This is a genomic window from Marinobacter sp. B-12 (assembly GCF_056857915.1).
Genome location: NZ_JBSXOB010000017.1, coordinates 1 through 19,493, shown reverse-complemented (window position 1 = coordinate 19,493; position 19,493 = coordinate 1). Strand labels below are relative to the sequence as shown.

Sequence of the window (19,493 nt, the reverse complement as noted above, 5' to 3'; positions counted from 1 at the left end):
TGCATTAACCATTCGAGATTTGTCTATGAAAACTCCGGAGTCACGTCCCCTGTTGCTGGCCCTGGCCATAGCGGCTGTCCACGGCCCTGCGCTGGCGCAATCTTCCTCCAATACCCAGTCCGGCGACAACGCCAAAGCCAAAGCGTTACCTGACCTGGTTATTACCGCCACCCGCAACAAGAGTACAGCGGGAGAGACTCCGCAGAAGACAACCATCATTACCCGCGAGCAGATCGAGCAACAACAGGCGATTTCCAATGACCCCGGCCAGGTGCTGAGCAATCTGATTCCTTCCTATTCTCCGGGCCGTCAGAAGCTGTCCAATGCCGGTGAAACTTTCCGGGGCCGTTCACCCCTGTTTCTGGTGGACGGTGTGCCCCAGAGCAACCCGCTGCGGGATAGCGCACGGGACAGCTACACCATCGATCTGGACATGGTCGAGCGGATCGAAGTGATCCACGGCGCCAGTGCTGAGCATGGTCTTGGGGCGACCGGTGGCATCATCAATTTTGTGACCCGCAGGCCCGACAGCGGCGAGATGTCCCAGTCTGTGTCGGCCAGCGTGACCAGTGACGACGATGTGGATTCCGATGGTCAGGGTTACAAGGTAGGCTACCGGATCAGCGGTCAGCAGGGCCGCTGGGACTATCTTCTGGGCGGGAACATCCAGGAGCGCGGAGTGTTCTACGACGGTGAGGACCGCCTGATCGGCGTGGCCTATCCCGGTGAACTTCAGAATACGGAAAGCTATGACGTATTGGCCAAGCTGGGTTACTGGCTGGACGACGACCAGAACGTGGAGTTTTTCATCAACCGCTTTCAACTGGAAGGCAAGGGTGGCTACGTCCCGGTACCCGGCGACCGAGACAACGGAGTACCTACAACCGCACGTCCAGGCATCATTGATGGGGAGCCCGGAGAGAATGAGGTCACCACTGCCCGTCTTTCATACTCGCACGGCGATTGGCTGGGCAATCAGGTGGATACCCAGCTGTACAGCCAGACCTTCCGGGCCCGGTTTGCCACCACGCCTTTCTTCCCCTACGTGGACGCCAATGGCAACGACCAGCTCGATCAGACCCGCAATGAATCCGACAAGGTGGGCGCCAAGTTGACCCTCACCCGCGATGGCCTGCTGAACGATTACCTGACCCTGACAACGGGGCTGGATGTTCTTCAGGATGAAACCCGCCAGACGCTGGTGGAAACCGGGCGTACCTACGTACCCAAATCGCAGTTTCGCAATGTTGCAGCCTTCCTGCAGGGCGATGTTGCGGTCACCGACCGTTTGACCCTGCACACCGGTGTTCGCTATGAACATGCGGAGCTTAAGGTCGACACCTACAACACTATCGACCGTAGCAATGTCACCCAGGATAACGTCACCGTCCAGGGTGGTAATCCGGATTTCAACGAAACCCTGTTCAATGCGGGTGTTGTCTATCAGGCCACGGACCAGTTGCAGCTGTTTGCCAACTATTCTGAGGGCTTCGGCATGCCAGATGTTGGCCGTGTACTGCGGGGAATCAGTGACGCAGGGCAGGATGTTGATAATCTGCTGGTACTTGAGCCGATCATCACCGATAACCGTGAGATCGGTGGCCGGTTCGACTGGGACCGCTATCACGTTGAGGTGAGTTACTACGAGTCGGATTCCGACTTTGGTGAGCGCCTGACGGAAGTGAACGGTACTTGGGTTGGCAACCGGGAAAAAACCGAGATCCAGGGTGTGGAAGTCACCGCCGACGCGGACCTGAACGATGCGCATAATCTGGCGTTTTCCTACACCTATGCCGATGGTGAATCCGACACTGACGGTGATGGTGATGTAGATACAGAGCTGAGCGGTATCAATATTGCCCCGGAAACCCTGAAACTGAGCTGGTCAGCTGCCTGGACGAAGACGCTGTCGAGCCACCTTCAGTTCACCCAGTTCCTGGACCGCGACATCGAAGGGGATGACCTGGATTTCGACGGTTACGGTTTGGTGGATGGCTCTGTGGCCTACCGGACCGGTGCCGGGAAGCTCTCACTGGGCATCGAGAACCTGCTGGATAAGGATTACTTCACATACTACTCCCAGTCTGCCCGGGTGAGTGACGAGTACTATTTCCAGGGCCGTGGCCGCACCGTCACCCTCGGTTACCAGCTCGACTTCTGATCAGTCGGCCTACGAAAGCCCGGGGCCCCAGTGCTCCGGGCTTATACTGTCACCCCAGTTCCTGCCTGAGTCGGTACAGCAGGTAGACGAAGAAGGGCGCGCCGATGCCCGCAACGAAAATGCCTGCCGGTAGATCCCTGGGTATGAACGCAACCCGACCCACCCAGTCCGCATAAAGAAGAATCAACGCGCCGATCAGTGCGGCGATGGGCAACAGCCCTGTGTGTCCACTACTGACCAGCCGCCGAGCCATGTGTGGCGCAATTAGGCCGATGAACCCGACCGCACCGGCATAGGCCACGGCGGAGCCTGCTAGCGCCACGGCCAACATCAGAAACAGCAAACGATGGCCTTGCAGGGCGCTACCCAGGCCCAGCGCCATATCTTCCCCCATGGATTGTGCATCGAGGTGTCTGAGCCTGATCAGCGCCAGGGGCCAGCACACCATCAGCCAGGGTGCCAGGGCGGTGACGTCGTGCCACTGCGAGGCGTAGAGGCTGCCAGTGAGCCAGATATAAGCATTCATCGCGGTGGCATCGGGGCTCAGTACCAATAGCAGGGTGGTCACGGCGGTGAGCCCGGCTGCCAGCCCGACGCCCACCAGCACCAGCCTGGCGGGGCTGATCCCCCTCTGCCAGGCCAGAGCCGTAATGCCCAGGGCCACGACAAAGGCGCCCCCAATGGCGACGGGTGCCAATAGCAGCGAGGTGCCGGTGATGCCCCCGAGCCAGAGAAACAGCACCGCCGCGGCCGACGCCCCGCTGGTGATGCCAATCACATCCGGCGACGCCAGTGGGTTTCTCACCAGACCTTGCAGGATCAGTCCGGCTGAGCCCAGCGCCGCGCCCACCAGAATGGCCATGAGTATTCTCGGCAGGCGAATTTCCAGAATAATCAGGGCCAGCTCTGACTGGTTCGGGGCGACCAGAGTGCCGAGTACGTCCGTAACCGACGTGGGATGACTGCCGGACGTCAGTGCGAGGACACTGCTGGCGGCCAGCAATACCGCCAGAATACCGGTGACCACCAGGACCCTGGTACCGAGTTTGATTGACCAGCGGTCATTGCGGGAGCGAAGTATCAGGCTACGGCTCATGCCACCTTCCTCACATGTCGGGCGAGGTGGAGGAACAACGGTGTGCCTAGCAGCGCCGTCATGACGCCCACAGGAATCTCCTGGGGGGGAATCACCAGCCTCGCGATAGTGTCGGCAGCCAGCAGCAGCGTGGCTCCGATAATGGCCGACAGGGGTAGCAGCCAGCGGTGATCCGTGCCAAAGAGCCCCCTGGCCATGTGCGGCACGATCAGGCCGACAAAGCCGATCAGCCCTGCCATGGCGACAGACGTGCCTGCCAGTACGATCACCACCAGACCGATCAGCAGTCGCACCTGCCCTACTCTGAGTCCCAGGCCGCGGATAACCTCATCGTCCAGACCAAGCAGGTTCAGTTGCCGTGACAACAGCAGCGCCAGAATCAGGGCGCCGCCGAACAGTGGCAGCAGAGGCACGATTGCATCCAGCCCGCGCCCTGAAACGGAGCCCGCCAGCCAGAACAGAATGCTTTCGAAACGGTCCTGGTTGAGGATCAGCAACCCCTGGGCAAAGGAGACGAACAGCGCTGTAACCGCGACGCCGGCGAGCACCGTGCGCACCGGGGAAACACCGCGACCTGCCTCCCGCCCCAGGAAGTACACCAGCACTGCGGCCGTGGCGGCGCCGGTAAAGGCCGCCCACACCAGTTGCGACGGCGAGGTCAGCGAAAACAGCGTGGCGCCGACGACCACGAAAAACATGGCGCCGGCATTGATGCCCAGAATGCCGGGTGACGCCAGTGGGTTGCGGGTCAACGTCTGCATCAGCGCCCCGGCAATGGCCAGGCCGGCACCCACGATCATCGAGGTCACGGTGCGCGAGAAGCGCTCGGTGTGAATAACCAGATGTTCCAGCGAACCGGGGTCGTAATCCACAATGCTGTTGGCCAGCATCTCCAGCGAGACAGGAATGTGACCGAAGATCAGGCTCGATACCGTGGCGGCCAGCAGAAGACCGAGACAGAGCAGGGTTCCGAGCATTCTTGCCTGTAGGGTGGTCAGCATGGTGCACACCCCCGGTGTTCAGGTTGATGGAGGCCATAGTGCTTGTAGAGCGCGTCCAGCATCCGGTTGGCGGCGATGATGCCAGCGCCCATGTTCCAGGTGACCGGGTCCACCTGATAGACATCGTTTTGCCGTACGGCCTGCAGGTTTTTCCAAAGGGGGTGGCTGGACCAGGTGTTGAACGTGCGCCGAACGGCGGGATCGTCCTCCATGAAGATGAAGACCGCCTCGGCATCCATGGCCGGGATGCTTTCCTGGCTGGTGAGTTTTATGCCCCAGCTATCCTGGCGATGGGAGGCCGGAGCAGTGAAGCCAAGCTCGTCCAGCACGGAACGGGCAAAGCCACCATAGTAGATGCGGGCATGGTCGGCCCGAAAACTCAGGATGGCCACCTCCTGGGGCCACTGTTCACCCAGCTTTTGGCGGATTCGGGTTCTGAAATCCTCAACCCGTTCCTGCCAGTGCGTCAGCAGTTCCTCACCACGAGCCGTGCGGCCGGTGGCTGTTGCCATCAGCGTAAGCAGCGCCTTGAAATCGTAGACATCGCCCGGTATGACGGTGGGCGCGATGCGCTGCAGCAAGGGGTAGATGGTGCGATGCCGGTTTCTGGCGCCGACGATCAGGTCCGGCGACAGCCAGGCGATGCGTTCCAGGTCAGGCTGGGTTTCCAGCCCCAGATAAGTCACGCCCTGAAGGTCTTCGCGGAGATACTGATACATCGGCTTTTCGGTCCAGGACTCCACCACACCTATGGGTTTGATCCCCAGCGCCACAGCGGTATCGGTGGCGCCCTGATACAGGGATACCACGCGATCAGGCCGGCCCGTGATGGTTGCTTGGCCTAGGGCATGCTCCACGGTGGTTGCCGGGGTAGTTACGATGGCAGCGATGGCTGCGGGAGGCTGAAAGAGGCAGGTAACGATCAGCAGGAAGCTGGCGTAGCGGTGCATGGTAAATCCGGTTGTTTGGCGAACAGCAACAAAGAGCCTATTTGATGGGGGCGAGTTGATGGTGCCGATTTGATAATGAGAATGGGAGATAATATCATCTGACTTCATCCGAAAGCGACGCCAATATGCCCCTGAATCGACATGCCCCCTCCACGGATTACGATGGCCAGCCGCGACTGCGGGGTGAAGCCGTGTGCGCGGGATACGACGGCCGGCAGGTGCTGACGGACGTGGATTTCACGGTGCGCGAGGGCAGTGTCACCGTTCTGTTGGGGCCGAATGGCTCGGGCAAGTCCACCCTGCTGAAAACCCTGGCCCGGACGCTGGCCCCCAGTGCCGGCAAGGTGCTTCTTGATGGCAACGACATTCATCGTCAGCCCACCCGCACCGTCGCACAACGGCTCGGAATACTGCCACAGAGCCCCACCGCACCGGATGGCCTGACCGTCAGGGAGCTGGTCGGGCTTGGGCGCTTCCCCTATCAGAGCCTGATGCGCCAGTGGTCCCGGCACGATGAAGCCGCCGTTGAGGAGGCCATGGCGGTGGCGGATGTTGTGACGTTTGCGGACCGACCGGTGGATGCGCTCAGTGGCGGGCAGCGCCAACGCTGCTGGATTGCCATGGTGCTGGCGCAGGAAACCGATCTGCTTCTGCTCGATGAACCCACCACGTTTCTGGACCTGAAGGTACAGGTGGATCTGCTGGAACTGCTGGTATCCCTGGCTCACACCCAGGGGCGGACTCTGCTGGTCGTGCTCCATGACCTCAACCTGGCGGCGGCCTACGCCGACCGTCTGGTGATGATGAAGGCCGGCCGGATTCTGCACGACGGTCCGCCGGAGACCGTGTTTACCGCCGACAACCTGAAGCAGGTGTTTGATCTTGATGCCCAGGTTATCCGTGAACCCTTGGCGGGCCGGCCAGTTTGTGTGCCGGTAAAACGGACCGTGGCAGAGACCACTGCCTTTACCTCGTCGGTGGCAACGGCATGAGAGCCTCCGCCCATCGGTTCTGTGCTGTCGATAGTATTGAGGCCGGCGATCCTCTTGCCGGTACAGCAACCCATGCCGAGAGCAATCTGCTGATCAGTTGGCCGCGGCCGAAGTGGTCGCGAAGCCTGCGAATCGCCCGTGATATGGATGACGACCTGACATCACGGATCAATCGTCTTGCGGCCAGCGGGCGGCGTGTAAATCTGATCGACCAGCGTGGTCACCCGGCGCTCAGTCACCGCCTTTATCTGTTGCCGGAGGGCCGCAGCTTTGACGTTGAGCGGCGAGACCTGCCGGCGTTTCTGGATGCCCTGGCGTCGGGTAATGACCTGAGCGGGTGGACCAGTGAGGCAATGACAGGCTCCCTGGTGCTGTGTTGCACTCATGGACGCAAGGACAAGTGCTGTGCCAAGTTTGGATACGCGGCCTATCAGGCGCTCGTCCGTACGGTCGCAGACCGGAACCTGCCGTTTGAGGTCTGGGAAAGTTCCCATCTGGGCGGATGTCGGCTTGCGGCGAGCATCATGGTGTTCCCGTCCATGCGCAAATATGGCCGCGTGGCACCGGAGCAGGTGCTGCCTTTTCTGCAGCATGAAGCAAATGGCCTTCCCTACCTGCCCTGTTATCGTGGCCAGTCGCTGCTGACGCCTGCCCAGCAGTGCGCTGAAATATCCGCCCTGGAATGGCTCGCAGACAGAAACACCCGTGCGGAGCTGTCGGTCGGTCCGGAGGCTGCCTGCGATGACAGCAAGGAGGTTACGGTGCAAGTGGGCTGGGCTTCGAATGATGATGCCGGAACTCTGGTTGCCCGTTGCGGCACGATGGAGGTCGTGCGTGTCGACACCTGTGCGGACCTGGAAGAAGGGCCCACGGCGTCGGTTTGCTGGATGGTAAAAGACATAAGGCCGCGTTGAGCGGCCTTATGTGGGGTTCTGCCAGTCTACCGTTTACCAGTCGACCCCATAACTTACCATAACCGAACGGCCTGGTGCGGTGGTGTACTGGGTGTCGAAATTGTAGATCTGCGAGATCACCGGGAAGTAGTCTTCATTCAGCAGATTGTTGATGGCCAGAGTGATATCCCCGTTGCCGGTCCGCCAGGTACTGGTCAGATCCAGAACGGTGAAGGACTCCACCTCGCCCTGACCAAAACCGCTGCCGCTGAACCGGTCGCGATCACCTACGACCAGGGCCTGCAGGCGATTGCTCCAGCGCGCAGTGGTGTCGTGTTCCACATAGCCAGTGAGCTTGAGTGGTGAGATCCGGTTGCCGGCAAGGTAGGTGTCGTAGCTGCCATCATCGTCAGAATCGACTTTGCCTTCCATCCAGGTAAAGGTGCCGCCGGCGCTCAGGTCGCGGGTGGGATAGGTGTTGAGCTCTGCCTCGAAACCGTAGATACGTTCAGGGCTGCGCAGCACGGGAATGGGCTCGTTGGCGTTGGCTGCCGCAAGGCTGGTTCCCAGTTCCGACTCACTGTAGAACAGCGTCAGTGCAAGATCGGCGCGATCCCAGACGGCCTCGGTGCCAACCTCGTAGTTGTCCACCACCTGTGGCTCAGGACGGATCTGATCCAGCGATGTGCCCTGCTGCGGCTGGCGCAGCGTGCGGCCAATCTCCGGCACTGTAAAGCCCTGGGAGAAGCTGGCCGTTGCGGCCCAGACATCGTTCACTTGATACCGGGCCCCGGTATTGAAGACCGTTTCACTGTACTCAAGCTCTCCGCCTTCGACGTCCGCACCAAACACCGTGGTGTAGTCGTCCACCTCGAACCAGAATTTTTCGTAGCGGACACCGGCGTTAACGGTCCACTTCGGATTCAGCCGAAGCTCCGCCTGCAGGAACGGCGCCACACTGTTCTGGTCCATTTCAGGTACGAACGTCCGTCCGTCTTCCAACGGCTGGGCTGTGGTTTCTAGCAGCGTGTCCAGGCCCCAGAGCAGCTTGGCCCCAGACATGACGTCAAACGGCGTCTCAAAGTCGAGGCGGGAGCCGATGCGCTCTGATTCGGTCAGCGATTGCCCACCACCGGGGTAGAAGGTGGCGAAGTATCCGAATCGGGTCATGTAATCGCGATAATACAGCTGCGCACCCAGCGAGGTATCGCCGAACAGCTGTCGGTCGCTGTAGGTCAGGTTCACGTTCAGGTTTTCCGTGCCCTGATCCTTGCCACCCGGGTCGCCTTTGACGGCGCGGGTTTTCTGCTCGCCGTACACGCCTGCTTCAAGGACGTAATTGGTGTCCTGTTTGATGTCGTAGTAGCTGGTGGTCAGTTCCAGGCGCTTGTCGGCATCCAGATCAAAGCCGAGTTTTGCCAGCACATCGAACTCGCGGGAGTCGGCAATGCCGCCCTGACCGTTCGGGTCCGGCGGAATACGGTCGCCATCGGCATCGAAGAAATTAGCGCGTTGTTCGTAGGAGCCTCGGAACTGGTAGTCAAAGGAGCCTTTACCACCGATTACGCTCTGGGATAGGCCGAACTGTTCGCTGTCCTTGATGTGCTCGGTGGAGAAACCGCCATTCAGTTCGGTGCGGTATAGGGGGGCGCCTTTCTCGTTCTTGCGGGTGATGATGTTGATGATGCCGCCGGTACCACCGAAGCCATACACACCGTTTGAACCCCGGATAACTTCAATGCGTTCGATGGATGACGGGTCAATGGAATTCAGGGAATGGAGGCCGTCGCGCAGGCTGATGGTCTGGGGAATGCCGTCAATCAGCACGAACAGGTTTCGGCCACGCAGCGTCTGCGCCACACTGGTTAAACCGTGGGTGGAGGGCGACAGGCCTGGAACGGTTTTGGCCAGAATATCGCCCACGTTGCCACCCAACGAGGATTGTTTGTCGATGGCGTCACGGTCAACCACGGTGACCGCACCGGGGTTAACGTTGAGGGAGTCGAGACCGCGAGTGGCGGTTACTTCAAGGGTATCAAGGGATTGCGGTGCCTGATCGGTGCCTTCCTGAGCAGTTGCGGTTGTGGCGCATCCAAGCGCGAGGATCAGGGAATAGCGTAGTGCGTGGGGTTGTTTGAGCATGGTTCTCGGCACCTGATGGTTGTTTTTCGTCACGATGCGGAAACTAAACTAAATGTAATCGATTATCAATACTAATTGCATTGTAACAATGATCGGCCTTTCGTGTCGGTGCAAGAACAAAGGCGATAAACCTGTAGACCCGTGGAACCTGTAGACCGATGGAGAGTGATGTGAACAAACCTGGACGATTGATATGCCTGATAATGCTCGCCGCAATCATGCCGCTGACCGCTGCCGCCGATGAAGCAACTTTTGACCCGTTTCAGCGTCTGTTAACGCAGCACCTGACAGAGTCGACAACGGCCGAGGGTGGCCTGGTTTCCGCATTTGACTATGAGGCAGCCCTGGCCTCATCACAGACCGACGGCCTGTTAGCGGATCAGCGTGACCGCCTGGCAGATTTCGACATCCGCTCCCTCGACGGAGAGTCTGAATCCGTCGCCTTCTGACTCAACGCCTATAATTTCTTCATGATCGACCAGATCCTGACTGAGCGACCGGACGGCGAACTCGTTGACTCGGTGTGGGACTACGGCGGTCGCGTCAATCCCTTTGTGGACAGTGTTTTTGACCGGGAAAAGTTTCTCATCGATGGGCGGGCATACAGTCTCAATCAGATGGAAAAAGACATCCTGCTCGGCGAGGCCTACGCGAACAAAGGCTGGAAGGACGCGCGAGTCCACTTTGCGGTGAATTGTGCCTCTGTTGGTTGCCCTCCATTAAGGGATGTGGTCTACACCGCCGACAACCTGGAAGGTCTGTTGGCAGAGAACACTCGTCGTGCCTTTGCAACCGAACGTCATCTTGAGATCAAGGGCGACACTCTCCATGTCACGGAATTGTTCAAATGGTACGAGGGGGATTTCGTGGAGGCTTCCGGCTCTCGAAAGGCGTTTATCGAAAAGTGGGCGGATTCAGCCCTGGCGGATCGAATTGAGGGCACTTCGGAGTTGACGTTCATTGAGTACGACTGGTCCCTTAATAAGCCGGCCAATTTTCCGACGTTCCGTTAACCGCTGTTTTCGCTAAAGGTTTCCAGTGAAGACCGGAAGAAAAATAGGCGATTTGTTTATAAAAAAATACACTAAAAACACGCCTATGCATTACGTTCTATTGGATCCATAATGATCGTTCAAGAATTCATGGCAGAGGAGAACCACAATGAGCCGTTTGTTGGCTATTGTTCTGGTTTTTGCAAGTTCGCTGGCCATGGCCGGTGACAAAAAGGCAACACCCTTGGTCGACGCCCAATGGCTTGACGCCAACCTCGGCCGGGAAAACCTGGTTGTGCTGGACGTCCGTTCCGGCATTGATGACGGAGGGGATCGCAGCAGCTTTCAGCAAGCCCATATTCCCGGAGCCATATACAGCAGCTACACCGGCGACGGCTGGCGTGAAAGCCGGGACGGCGTGGCCGGCCTGTTGCCACCTGTTGCAAGCCTGGAGCGCCTGATTGGCGGACTCGGTATCGGTAATGACGATACCGTGGTGATCGTACCCGCCGGCACCGGAGCAACGGATTTTGGCAGTGCTGCCCGGGTGTACTGGACTTTCCGCGTGTTGGGCCATGATGCGGTAACCATCCTCAATGGCGGCTTTGCCGGCTGGAAAGCTGAAGGCTTTGAAACCGTCAGTGGCGAAGGTGACCAGCGCCCGGTGGCTGACTTCGAGGGCTCACTCCAGCAGGCGCTGATTGCCTCCCTGGAGGAAGTTGAAGAAGCCCGCGGCACCCAGGCACAACTGGTGGATGCCCGGCCATCAGACTATTTCCGCGGAGAGAACCAGTCGCCCGCGGCGAAGGCGCCGGGCACCATTCCTGGTTCAAGAAGCCTGCCACATGCCGGCTTCCTGGGTGAGCGTAAAAGTGCCTGGTACCTGAACGAAGATAGCATCACCGCAAGGGTAAACGAGGCTGAACTGAATCCGGCTACACGTACCATCGCTTTCTGCAATACCGGCCACTGGGCCGCAACCGACTGGTTTGTGCTGAGCGAACTGGCAGGGTTTGAAGAAGTTGCGCTGTATGACGGCTCGATGGCGGAATGGTCCCAGGACAGTAGCCGCCCATTGCAGGTGGCGAAGAAAGGCCTTGGCAAGCTTCTGGACGTTTTTAACTGATCTGGCAAAAAGTGATATTTCATGGCTGATACCGCTGTCCTCCAGCCCGGGCTCCAGCAGCCTGGCTGGCAGGTGGACCGATTCATTGTATCAACGGCGCTGTTGGGCCTCGTCCTCCTGGGCGGGTTGATCTGGCTGGAAACCGCCCCGTTCATGGTGGCGCTGTTTGTGATCGGTACCTTACTGGGCATGGCCCTGTACCACGGTGCCTTTGGGTTCACCGCTGGTTGGCGCAACCTGGTGGTCAAGAAGCGTGGCGCCGGCATGCGGGCCCAGCTTTTGCTGTTCGGGCTGACATCCCTGATCATGGTGCCAATGCTCCACAGTGGTCAGGCGGGTCTGGTGGGAGCCGTTGCGCCTGTGGGCACATCCCTGGTGGTGGGCTCCTTCCTGTTCGGCATTGGTATGCAACTGGGCGGTGGTTGCGGTTCCGGTACCCTTTTTACGGTGGGAGCCGGCAACATCCGCATGGTGGTTACGCTGGTGTTCTTTATCGCCGGCGCGGTACTGGGGTCCATCCATCTGCCCTGGTGGCTGGACCAGCCCGGTTTTGATCCGGTACCTCTTGTAAACACCTTTGGGGTCAGCGGCGCCATTCTGATGCAGCTTGTGGGGCTCGGGCTGATTGCCTGGTGGGTCAACCGTATCGAACGTAAGGCCCATGGCAATGTCGAGCGCGGCGAGTTGCTCTGGAAAAGCCAGGACCATGGCGTGATGAGAACCCTGCTGAGCGGCCGCTGGCCGTTCACCTGGGCGATTCTGATCCTGGCTGTTGGCAATGCTCTGACTCTGGCCATCGGCGGCGCGCCCTGGAGCATCACATTTGCATTCAATGTCTGGGGCGCGAAAGCGCTGGAGGTCGTTGGCGTCAACATGGCCCAGTTCGAGTTCTGGACCTGGGACTATCCGGCCATGGCCCTGAAGGATTCGGTGCTCACCAACATTCCCTCGGTAATGAACTTCGGGCTTTTGCTGGGCGCCATGCTGGCGGCGGGCCTGGCCAACCGGTTCAATGAAGCCAGCCGCAACCGCCCCGAAGGTCGCCAGTTCCTCGCTGCCGTGGTGGGTGGTTTGCTGCTCGGTTACGGTGCCCGCCTGGGCTTTGGCTGCAACATCGGGGCGCTGTTCTCCGGCATTGCCTCGGCCAGCCTGCACGCCTGGGTCTGGTTTGCCAGCGCGTTTGTCGGGTCACTGATCGGCATTCGCCTGCGGCCCTGGTTCCGGCTGCCCAACTGATGCGGGAGGACACGATGGACAGAGCCTACAGCCGAACCCGTATTGTCATTATGTTGTCGATTATTCTGGCATTGATCATGGCGGACCACCTGAGAAGTCCGACCTTTGCGTTCAATTCCGGGCAAGGTAATGTGGAAACGGCGTTGAGCCAGCGAGATGAGACAGCATGTGCACCCTGCGGAGCGCCGTGCCCGTCAACGCGGGACTGACAACGCTCCGACAAGCTAACCGGTGTAGCCGGTGGGAGACGACGAATGAACAAGGTATGTATTGTGATGGGTGTAGGACCGGGCAATGGCGAGGCCTTTGTGCGACGGTTCAGCGATGAAGGCTACCAGGTGGCGATGCTGGCGCGCAGTAAAGATTACCTGCTGCAGCTTGAGCAATCGATATCCAACACCTATGCCTTTCCCTGCGACCTGATGGAACCGGAACAGATAGGTTCGGTACTGGCTTCGATCAGGGACAAACTTGGGCCCGCCTCAGTGCTGCTTTATAACGCTGGTGGTGGAGTTTTCAAGAGCGTCGAAGACGCCAGCCTGGAGGACTTCGAAGCCAACTGGCGCATCAATGTCCAGGGTCTGGTGGCCGCCACAAAGGCGATCTTGCCGCAGCTACGGGAGCATGACTCGGCCAGTATTGTCGTTACCAGTGCTTCGGCGGCGACCCGCGGACGGGCAAACACCGCGCCATTTGCTTCGGCAAAAGCCGCCCAACGCAGTCTGGCGCAGTCGATGGCCCGCCAGCTCGGGCCGGAGAAGATCCATGTGGCTAGCGTTGTGATTGATGGTGTGGTGGACCTGCCTCGTACCCGCGAGGCGCTGGCAGACAAGCCTGACGATTTCTTCGTGAAACCGGCTGCGGTAGCGGACGCCGTCTGGAATCTGTGCCAGCAGCATCCGTCTGCCTGGACCTTTGAGCTGGACATCCGGCCGTTTGGGGAAACCTGGTAACGGCGTTAACGCCTTCGTTCATACCGGATTGGTGGCCAGGATCTTCTTCAAGAAGTCCTTGGTTCGTGGGTCCCTGGGATTATGGAAAATCTCACTGGGAGGCCCCTGTTCCACGATTCGACCGCCGTCGATAAAGATCACGCGGTCGGCCACGTCCCGAGCGAAGGACATTTCGTGGGTGACCACCATCATGGTCTGACGTTCTGACGCCAGCTGTTTCATCAATCCCAGCACTTCTTCCACCCACTCGGGGTCAAGCGACGACGTAGGCTCGTCAAAGAGGATGACGTCTGCGCCTGTCGCCATGGCGCGGCCGATTCCGACCCGTTGCTGCTGGCCACCGGACATGGACGCCGGATAGGCATCTGCTTTGTCAGCAAGGCCTATCTGATCCAGTATTTCCCGGGCGCGCTGATAGGCCTTTTCCTTGGGCCACCGATCCACCACGAGTAACCGTTCTGCGATATTCTGCAAAGCGGTCTTGTTGGAAAACAGCGCATAGTTCTGGAAAACGAACGCGGTTCGCCGGCGCATGGAGAGAATGTCCGCCCGGCTGGCGCGGTTCACATCCACGGTCAGGTCGCCAACGGTCATCGTGCCAGTGGTGGGCTGTTCCAGAAAGTTGACGCAACGCAGCAGAGTGGACTTTCCGGTTCCCGACGGGCCGATGATGACGACGATTTCGCCTTCTTCAATGGTGAGATCGATGCCATCGAGAACCACGGTCTTGCCAAAATGCTTACTCAGTGATGCCAGTTTGATCATCGGCTGTAGGCCTTGTTCAGGCGGATTTCCAGGTAGTGCTGAAGTTTGGAAAGCATCTCAACGACGATCCAGTACATAACGGCGGCAACGATAAAGGCCTCGAAGTACAGGAAGCTGCCAGCGGCCTCTTTCTGGGTGGCGCCCATCAGTTCCGTGACGCCCAGGGTGAACGCCAGGGAGGTGGCCTTGATCATGTCGATGAAATAATTCATCAGCGTGGGTAGTGCCACCCGGGTGGCCTGGGGCAGGACGATCCGGCGCATCAGTTGGCTGTTGGTCATGCCGATCGACAGGGCGGCCTCGGTCTGGCTGCGGTCCACGCCCAGGATGGCGGCGCGAATCGATTCCGCCATGTACGCGGAAAAGTGCATGGTCAGGCCCATAATGGTTGCGGTAACGCCGTCTATAACCGTCAATGCGCTGACCAACTGTGGCAGACCGTAATAGAACAGGAACAGCTGAACCAGCAGCGGAGTGCCCCGGAAAAAAGAAATGAACACGATGGTCAGTTGATTCAGCACCGGAATGCCCAGCACACGAACAACGGCAAACAGGCAGGCAAGGATCAGCGCCAGTACCATCCCGACGCCGGCGAGTTGCAGGGTGAGTGGCAGATACCCGAGCAGCACAGGTACCAGCCCAAGCATGTATTCGACGTTCAACACGTCCATAGGGAATCAGGCCTTGGTGGTGCCCCTCAGGGCTGGGTGATGTCTGTGCCGAACCATTTCTCTGAAATGGACGCCAGGGTTCCGTTGTCCCGCAGGGATGTCAGCGCCTGGTTCAACTCATCCCGCAGGGCCCTCCCGGTCTCGGTGTCACGGAACGGATAGGCGTTGGTGATCTGTGAGAATGTCGGGCCGGCCAGTTCCAGAGGCAGGGGCTTGTCCTTGATGATCTGGCTGGCGCTGACTCGGTCCATCACGAAAGCATCCACGCGGCCGAGTGCGGTGTCCCGCTCCAGGTTGCTCTCGTAGGTTTTGATATTGATTTCGTCCGCATAGGGCAGTTCCCGCAACAGGGCCTCGAAGTTGGAGCCCAGGTTAACGGCGACGGTCTTACCTTTCAGATCTTCCACGCCCTCGACTTCGGTGTTGCCTTCCCTGGTCACCACCTGAGCACCGTCATAGACATAAGGCTCGCTGAAAATGTACGCCTTCTGGCGTTCTTCGGTGATGGTGATCTGGTTGGCGACAGTGTCGATGCGCCCGGATTCCAGCATGCCAAACAGGCCGGAGAAATTGGCGGTCTGGTACTGGATTTCGCGTCCCATTTCTTCGCCCAGAGCGTTCATCACATCGACCTCGAAGCCTTTCAGTTCATCCTGCTCCACAAAGGTAAATGGGAAATACTGGCCAGACATCCCGACTCTCAAGGGGGCATCCTGGGCGTGCAGAGCTGCGCTTGCGAGCAGCGCAATTATCGATAGCGTTTTGATCAGTAGTGTTTTCATAAAACCTCCTTCCGGCGTGCATCCTATCTGAAGCATAGTCTGGGGTGAAAAATGGGCAATGATACACATCATCAGCCTTTAACAAGTCTTTCAATATCCATAAGGATATCAGGGGCATCGGTTACCCGCGCCAACCAGCTCAGGGGTATGCCACGCTCCCCACCCGCGCCGTATATTGCCGCCATGGCCGGCCCGATGATCCAGGCCCGCCCACAGGAGTCGCCGCCACACCGGATGTTGGCACGAACGGCCTCAGTAAAGCCGTGGGCGTGGTTCAGGATATGAAAGATCACGGGCATTGCCTCATGCAGATAACACGTGCGGCCGTAGGTGTCACCGGCGCCCGGAGCGTCCAGAGCGGAGCCGGATCTGGCGTTGTTGAGGTGTTGCGGATCAGGTGCTTCGCGGGTCGCGGCGTCCAGGGCCGCTGACAGGGGTTCACCGCGGAAAAGATAGTCCAGTAGTCGCGCTGCGCACCTTGCCCAGGCCACGGCTTCGTCGTTGTGATTGGTCACCCGGACGGCGGCCTCCGCTACTTCCATCAGTCTCTCGCTGCCACAATAGCAGGCCACCAGTGGCGCCAATTTGGAGACTGCCGGCAGTTGCATGTCGTCGGCGCCGCTTTCCGGCAGCAGGTGATGGTCGATCGTCGCGGCCAGATGCACGCCCGCTTCCTGTATCTCCGGTTCCTGGTACGTGAGGCTGATGGCCTTACGGACCGGGTCAGCCAGTTGATCGCCTCTCAGGCGGCGGGTGTAGGGCAAAACCTTCTGCACCAGGACTCGTTTCTGTCTGTCGGTCAGCTTGGCGGTAGTGGTCAATTGCGCTTTTTCGATGGCATTCTGTTCAATGGTGTCCAGATTGTTAAGAGTGCCCCGGGTCGGGTTGTCGATATAGCCCCGCCAATCACCACCGGGGCCAAAGAAAGCCCGAAAGCGGCGCTGGTAATCGCGGATATCCAGCTTTCCTTCATTGGCCAGCAGGCTGCCGGTCAACACCCCTGTAGCTGCGCCGTAATGGCTGACATCGCCAGACTGTTTGCCATCATGGGCAAAATAACCGAAGCCACCGGTGAAATAGTCGGCCTTCGGCGGCAGAAACTCCGGTGACTGGCCAGCAACCTCACAGATGCGTTGGCTGTCGTAAAGCCAATGCAGTCCGAGGCTGGCCGCATCGGCAACCCAGCCTCCGGCAAGTGCGGCAACCACGTAGGATTCTCTGTCGGTGAGTGTGGTGTCTATCATCGGGCCTCCTTGTGCGTCACTCTTTGAATTCGAGATTGATGAAATTGCTCGTCGCAGGCGGCCAAACGCCCATAGAGCTTTATTTCCCCGGATAATGCTGATCACCTGCTCTCCAGGGCCGCGGACGCTCAGTATGTTGCGGATACGCTGGTAGCCTGGTCCAGCCGGTATTTAGTGGTGACGGGTTCGAAAGACAGAGCGCCCGTCGTTCTCCACGTCAAGGGTTGTTGTGAAATTCGCGCATCCAGGGCGTCTCCCTGAACCAGTCGAGCCAGTATGCAGCCGTAGCCAACGCCCATGGAGAGCATGGTTTCACTGCTTTGGGTCAGCGCCGTATTGTTGCTGATAGCCTGGGACATTAGCGCGGGCTGCCATCCAACAGCGGGAAAAGGTCGTTATCCAGACGCTGGCAGAAATCCGCTTCGTCATAACCCTTGCGTTCAATCAGTGAGCGCAGCATCAACTCCAGAATGAACCCGGCCTGCGCATTCTGCCCAGCCTTGAGCCCATCATGGAAACGTCCGGGTTCCGGTGTGGTGTAATCATCAATCCAGTTGCCGTGGCAACGTCGCAGTTCCTTCAGATCGTAATGCCAGGGGGCCCACGCCGAGGGCTTCGCCCACGAAAGCCCCGAGAATGGCGCCCTTGGCACGATCCTGTGGTGTTCCAGTCATTGCTGCGCCTCCTCGGTTGCTGATTAAGGGTTCCCGTGCAGAGAGTGAATGATCGTGCACTGTTGCGGGTCCTCACTGCATCGGCATGGTTCCACCAGATTGTCCAGAACAGATTCCATCGGCATCAGGCCGGTAATCTTTCCACGCACATCGTCCAGTTTGCGCTCTGCCAGCGCCCGGGCCAATGATCATCAGATGTGCGTTCATGGTGCTTGACCCCGTAGTCAGGTATGGAAGTAAGCTTACTGTGTTAATCCCGAATTCGATACCGAGTAGCGTTATGAAAAATCCGAAAACCCTGCTGCGTGTGAGTGTTATTGGCACGGCGATTGTCGCCTTGTGCTGATTCACGCCCGTTCTTGTCATTCTGTTGGGCGTGGTGGGTTTGAGTGCCATCACCGGCTATCTGGACCTTGTGCTGCTGCCTGCCCTGGTGATCTTTGTTGTCCTGACCGCTTATGCACTCTGGCGTAAGAAACCGTACGACGCCTTTACCGACGACAGTCTCAACACGTCCTCTTGGAAGGAACGCCAATGATGAATGACAAAATCCCACATAGTGCCGTTATCGGAAGTGGTGGCTCGGCCATGGCCTCTGCCCTGAAAGCGAAGAGGGGACGACTATGGTGACTGAAAGCCGAGGTATTCCAGCAGGCACGGTAACCGGTGAGATTACCTTCATGGTACCGGCGGAGCAGCGCCCCTACGTGCACACCGAAGCGTTCACTGGAGAGCCTGAGCCGCGCTATTACGCTGAACTCCAGCGCCGCGCGGTGACTATTCACGACGCGCGGACTCAGGCACAGGAGCTGTCGCTCGACCGCCATGGCATAGAGTTGCACCGGCGACCAACCATTGTTGACGACCTGTACGACGACGCGCACGTTGAGCAGGACTACTATCAGGAAATTGAGGCTCTGGTGCGTGAGGCCACGGGTGCTTCCCAGGTGGTGATCTTCGATCACACCCGGCGCCGTGATGACGGCGGCAGCAGCGGCAGTGGCACCAAGCCCCCTGCCGACCTCCCGGCCAAAGTGGTTGCGTGGGTTGCCAGTCCCTTAGAGCCCACGGCCTGTCATCCATTGTGCAATCGTCTGCCCGGTTTTCTCCGGCTGATCCTCCTGAATGTAGTGAAGCCCTGCCTCGACGATCATGGTTTCCAGGTTCGGCAGCTTTTCTCGATACCACTCCACGGCAGACGCAGGAATCAGCAGGCCAGGGTCTGGGGGTCAAATGCCTCTGGCGTTGTAACATTTCGCCGGCCCGCGCGTCAGTTTGGCAGTGAGACACAAAACGGCGATTGCCGATGGAGGTGCGAGATGAAAGCTGCGTTATTAGTAATGTTTTCCCTGATCTGGTCTGGCTCTGTTCTTGCCTCGGGCACTGAGTCAGCGCCAGGTTATGTCAACTATGACTATCCATCGTCCGATGCGGGGGAGCCGTTCAACATACTGCGAACAGGCACCATGGTTAAGCCGGGTATCTATGAACCAGGCTACGTGAACTACCGCTATTCGCCATCGAATCATGGGCCGAAAGCGGCCCAAACGGGCAAATGGCTGGCCTCCGGTGTGTTTGAACCGACTTACCTCAATTACTGCGTTGGCTCTATGTGACCTCTGCATCGTTGGTCGGGTCGTAAACCCCTTGGGTGGAGCTGGTCTCCACCCTTTTTTTGGTGCGCCAGGCATGGCGCGTAGCGCCTTGACGGGCGCTGTTCCGGTCTAGGTGGTGCTGGCCGGATGACTTGGGGGTGCAAGTCCCCTGTGGGCCCGGCAAGGGGAACCACTAGCCGGACGGCAAGGGTGTCCACCG

The 19,493-nt window shown here is 59.1% G+C and carries 18 protein-coding genes and 2 pseudogenes; 10 read left to right on the top strand and 10 right to left on the bottom strand.

The genetic code is table 11. From position 1 onward, the window contains the following. The first annotated feature begins 25 nt into the window (after positions 1 to 25). Positions 26 to 2,161 (top strand): TonB-dependent receptor, encoded by a 2,136-nt coding sequence (locus tag AC13D2_RS00995; protein ID WP_292048443.1) that lies wholly within the window; start codon positions 26 to 28, stop codon positions 2,159 to 2,161. 49 nt (positions 2,162 to 2,210) lie between these two features. Here the strand turns inward: AC13D2_RS00995 and AC13D2_RS00990 are convergent, their stop codons facing one another. Genes AC13D2_RS00990 through AC13D2_RS00980 form a run of 3 tightly spaced genes read right to left on the bottom strand, consistent with a single transcriptional unit; the run spans position 2,211 to position 5,208 of the window. Then, a complete protein-coding gene (locus AC13D2_RS00990; protein ID WP_292048442.1) occupies positions 2,211 to 3,257 on the bottom strand; it encodes a FecCD family ABC transporter permease in 1,047 nt (348 codons plus the stop codon). Continuing rightward, a complete protein-coding gene (locus tag AC13D2_RS00985; protein ID WP_292048441.1) occupies positions 3,254 to 4,258 on the bottom strand; it encodes a FecCD family ABC transporter permease in 1,005 nt (334 codons plus the stop codon). Before AC13D2_RS00985 ends, AC13D2_RS00990 begins: the two co-directional genes overlap by 4 nt. Next, positions 4,252 to 5,208 (bottom strand): ABC transporter substrate-binding protein, encoded by a 957-nt coding sequence (locus AC13D2_RS00980; protein ID WP_292048440.1) that lies wholly within the window; start codon positions 5,206 to 5,208, stop codon positions 4,252 to 4,254. The genes AC13D2_RS00985 and AC13D2_RS00980 overlap by 7 nt, the downstream gene beginning before the upstream one ends. 125 nt (positions 5,209 to 5,333) lie before the next feature. On the opposite strand from AC13D2_RS00980, the gene AC13D2_RS00975 reads away from it, so the two are divergent. Together AC13D2_RS00975 and AC13D2_RS00970 are read left to right on the top strand one after the other, a co-directional pair. Next, a complete protein-coding gene (locus tag AC13D2_RS00975; protein ID WP_292048439.1) occupies positions 5,334 to 6,200 on the top strand; it encodes an ABC transporter ATP-binding protein in 867 nt (288 codons plus the stop codon). Next, positions 6,197 to 7,114 (top strand): sucrase ferredoxin, encoded by a 918-nt coding sequence (locus AC13D2_RS00970; RefSeq protein WP_292048438.1) that lies wholly within the window; start codon positions 6,197 to 6,199, stop codon positions 7,112 to 7,114. The genes AC13D2_RS00975 and AC13D2_RS00970 overlap by 4 nt, the downstream gene beginning before the upstream one ends. Positions 7,115 to 7,147: 33 nt before the next feature. On the opposite strand, the gene AC13D2_RS00965 is transcribed toward AC13D2_RS00970, so the two are convergent. Next, entirely contained in the window at positions 7,148 to 9,235 is a 2,088-nt protein-coding gene (locus AC13D2_RS00965) for a TonB-dependent receptor (RefSeq protein ID WP_292048437.1), read from the bottom strand. A 170-nt stretch (positions 9,236 to 9,405) separates the two neighbouring features. On the opposite strand from AC13D2_RS00965, the gene AC13D2_RS00960 reads away from it, so the two are divergent. The 5 genes and pseudogenes from AC13D2_RS00960 to AC13D2_RS00940 all read left to right on the top strand — a co-directional run bounded on the left by AC13D2_RS00960 (position 9,406) and on the right by AC13D2_RS00940 (position 13,542). After that, positions 9,406 to 9,684, top strand: coding sequence for a hypothetical protein (locus tag AC13D2_RS00960; protein WP_292048436.1), 279 nt, complete (start codon positions 9,406 to 9,408; stop codon positions 9,682 to 9,684). Between the two features lie 12 nt (positions 9,685 to 9,696). Then, a pseudogene (locus tag AC13D2_RS00955) lies at positions 9,697 to 10,248 on the top strand (DUF547 domain-containing protein); the annotation flags it as partial. Positions 10,249 to 10,396: 148 nt separating this feature from the next. Further along, on the top strand, positions 10,397 to 11,353 hold the full coding sequence (locus AC13D2_RS00950) for a sulfurtransferase (protein ID WP_292048435.1): 957 nt from the start codon (positions 10,397 to 10,399) through the stop codon (positions 11,351 to 11,353). A gap of 21 nt (positions 11,354 to 11,374) precedes the next feature. Continuing rightward, positions 11,375 to 12,589 (top strand): YeeE/YedE family protein, encoded by a 1,215-nt coding sequence (locus tag AC13D2_RS00945; RefSeq protein ID WP_292048434.1) that lies wholly within the window; start codon positions 11,375 to 11,377, stop codon positions 12,587 to 12,589. A gap of 254 nt (positions 12,590 to 12,843) precedes the next feature. Further along, positions 12,844 to 13,542: an SDR family NAD(P)-dependent oxidoreductase gene (locus AC13D2_RS00940; protein ID WP_292048433.1), complete on the top strand. Its 699-nt coding sequence runs from the start codon at positions 12,844 to 12,846 to the stop codon at positions 13,540 to 13,542. A gap of 18 nt (positions 13,543 to 13,560) precedes the next feature. Here AC13D2_RS00940 and AC13D2_RS00935 read toward each other — a convergent pair whose 3' ends face one another. The 6 genes from AC13D2_RS00935 to AC13D2_RS00910 form a co-directional block, all read right to left on the bottom strand. Continuing rightward, positions 13,561 to 14,307, bottom strand: a complete 747-nt coding sequence (locus AC13D2_RS00935) for an amino acid ABC transporter ATP-binding protein (RefSeq protein WP_292048432.1) — start codon at positions 14,305 to 14,307, stop codon at positions 13,561 to 13,563. After that, on the bottom strand, positions 14,304 to 14,978 hold the full coding sequence (locus tag AC13D2_RS00930) for an amino acid ABC transporter permease (RefSeq protein WP_292048431.1): 675 nt from the start codon (positions 14,976 to 14,978) through the stop codon (positions 14,304 to 14,306). Before AC13D2_RS00930 ends, AC13D2_RS00935 begins: the two co-directional genes overlap by 4 nt. Before the next feature lie 26 nt (positions 14,979 to 15,004). Next, positions 15,005 to 15,760 (bottom strand): amino acid ABC transporter substrate-binding protein, encoded by a 756-nt coding sequence (locus AC13D2_RS00925; protein ID WP_292048430.1) that lies wholly within the window; start codon positions 15,758 to 15,760, stop codon positions 15,005 to 15,007. 71 nt (positions 15,761 to 15,831) lie between these two features. Next, positions 15,832 to 17,004, bottom strand: coding sequence for an ADP-ribosylglycohydrolase family protein (locus tag AC13D2_RS00920; RefSeq protein ID WP_292048429.1), 1,173 nt, complete (start codon positions 17,002 to 17,004; stop codon positions 15,832 to 15,834). 128 nt (positions 17,005 to 17,132) lie between these two features. Then, the gene (locus AC13D2_RS00915; protein WP_292048427.1) at positions 17,133 to 17,363 is read right to left on the bottom strand and encodes a hypothetical protein; all 231 of its coding nucleotides are present in this window, start codon (positions 17,361 to 17,363) and stop codon (positions 17,133 to 17,135) included. Continuing rightward, positions 17,363 to 17,656, bottom strand: a complete 294-nt coding sequence (locus AC13D2_RS00910) for an ADP-ribosylglycohydrolase family protein (RefSeq protein WP_292048426.1) — start codon at positions 17,654 to 17,656, stop codon at positions 17,363 to 17,365. Before AC13D2_RS00910 ends, AC13D2_RS00915 begins: the two co-directional genes overlap by 1 nt. 380 nt (positions 17,657 to 18,036) lie before the next feature. Here AC13D2_RS00910 and merF point away from each other — a divergent pair. Both merF and AC13D2_RS00900 read left to right on the top strand, forming a co-directional pair. Then, positions 18,037 to 18,216: pseudogene (gene merF, locus AC13D2_RS00905) on the top strand (mercury resistance system transport protein MerF); the annotation flags it as partial. 85 nt (positions 18,217 to 18,301) lie between these two features. Further along, a complete protein-coding gene (locus tag AC13D2_RS00900; protein WP_292048425.1) occupies positions 18,302 to 19,294 on the top strand; it encodes a CmcJ/NvfI family oxidoreductase in 993 nt (330 codons plus the stop codon). The last annotated feature ends 199 nt before the right edge of the window (positions 19,295 to 19,493 follow it).

Excerpts from the sequence above, each read along its gene's own strand:
- AC13D2_RS00995 (WP_292048443.1), top strand. The coding sequence starts at position 26 with ATGAAAACTCCGGAGTCACGTCCCCTGTTGCTGGCCCTGGCCATAGCG.
- AC13D2_RS00990 (WP_292048442.1), bottom strand. The coding sequence starts at position 3,257 with ATGAGCCGTAGCCTGATACTTCGCTCCCGCAATGACCGCTGGTCAATC.
- AC13D2_RS00985 (WP_292048441.1), bottom strand. The coding sequence starts at position 4,258 with ATGCTGACCACCCTACAGGCAAGAATGCTCGGAACCCTGCTCTGTCTC.
- AC13D2_RS00980 (WP_292048440.1), bottom strand. The coding sequence starts at position 5,208 with ATGCACCGCTACGCCAGCTTCCTGCTGATCGTTACCTGCCTCTTTCAG.
- AC13D2_RS00975 (WP_292048439.1), top strand. The coding sequence starts at position 5,334 with ATGCCCCTGAATCGACATGCCCCCTCCACGGATTACGATGGCCAGCCG.
- AC13D2_RS00970 (WP_292048438.1), top strand. The coding sequence starts at position 6,197 with ATGAGAGCCTCCGCCCATCGGTTCTGTGCTGTCGATAGTATTGAGGCC.
- AC13D2_RS00965 (WP_292048437.1), bottom strand. The coding sequence starts at position 9,235 with ATGCTCAAACAACCCCACGCACTACGCTATTCCCTGATCCTCGCGCTT.
- AC13D2_RS00950 (WP_292048435.1), top strand. The coding sequence starts at position 10,397 with ATGAGCCGTTTGTTGGCTATTGTTCTGGTTTTTGCAAGTTCGCTGGCC.
- AC13D2_RS00945 (WP_292048434.1), top strand. The coding sequence starts at position 11,375 with ATGGCTGATACCGCTGTCCTCCAGCCCGGGCTCCAGCAGCCTGGCTGG.
- AC13D2_RS00940 (WP_292048433.1), top strand. The coding sequence starts at position 12,844 with ATGAACAAGGTATGTATTGTGATGGGTGTAGGACCGGGCAATGGCGAG.
- AC13D2_RS00935 (WP_292048432.1), bottom strand. The coding sequence starts at position 14,307 with ATGATCAAACTGGCATCACTGAGTAAGCATTTTGGCAAGACCGTGGTT.
- AC13D2_RS00930 (WP_292048431.1), bottom strand. The coding sequence starts at position 14,978 with ATGGACGTGTTGAACGTCGAATACATGCTTGGGCTGGTACCTGTGCTG.
- AC13D2_RS00925 (WP_292048430.1), bottom strand. The coding sequence starts at position 15,760 with ATGAAAACACTACTGATCAAAACGCTATCGATAATTGCGCTGCTCGCA.
- AC13D2_RS00920 (WP_292048429.1), bottom strand. The coding sequence starts at position 17,004 with ATGATAGACACCACACTCACCGACAGAGAATCCTACGTGGTTGCCGCA.
- AC13D2_RS00915 (WP_292048427.1), bottom strand. The coding sequence starts at position 17,363 with ATGTCCCAGGCTATCAGCAACAATACGGCGCTGACCCAAAGCAGTGAA.
- AC13D2_RS00900 (WP_292048425.1), top strand. The coding sequence starts at position 18,302 with ATGGTGACTGAAAGCCGAGGTATTCCAGCAGGCACGGTAACCGGTGAG.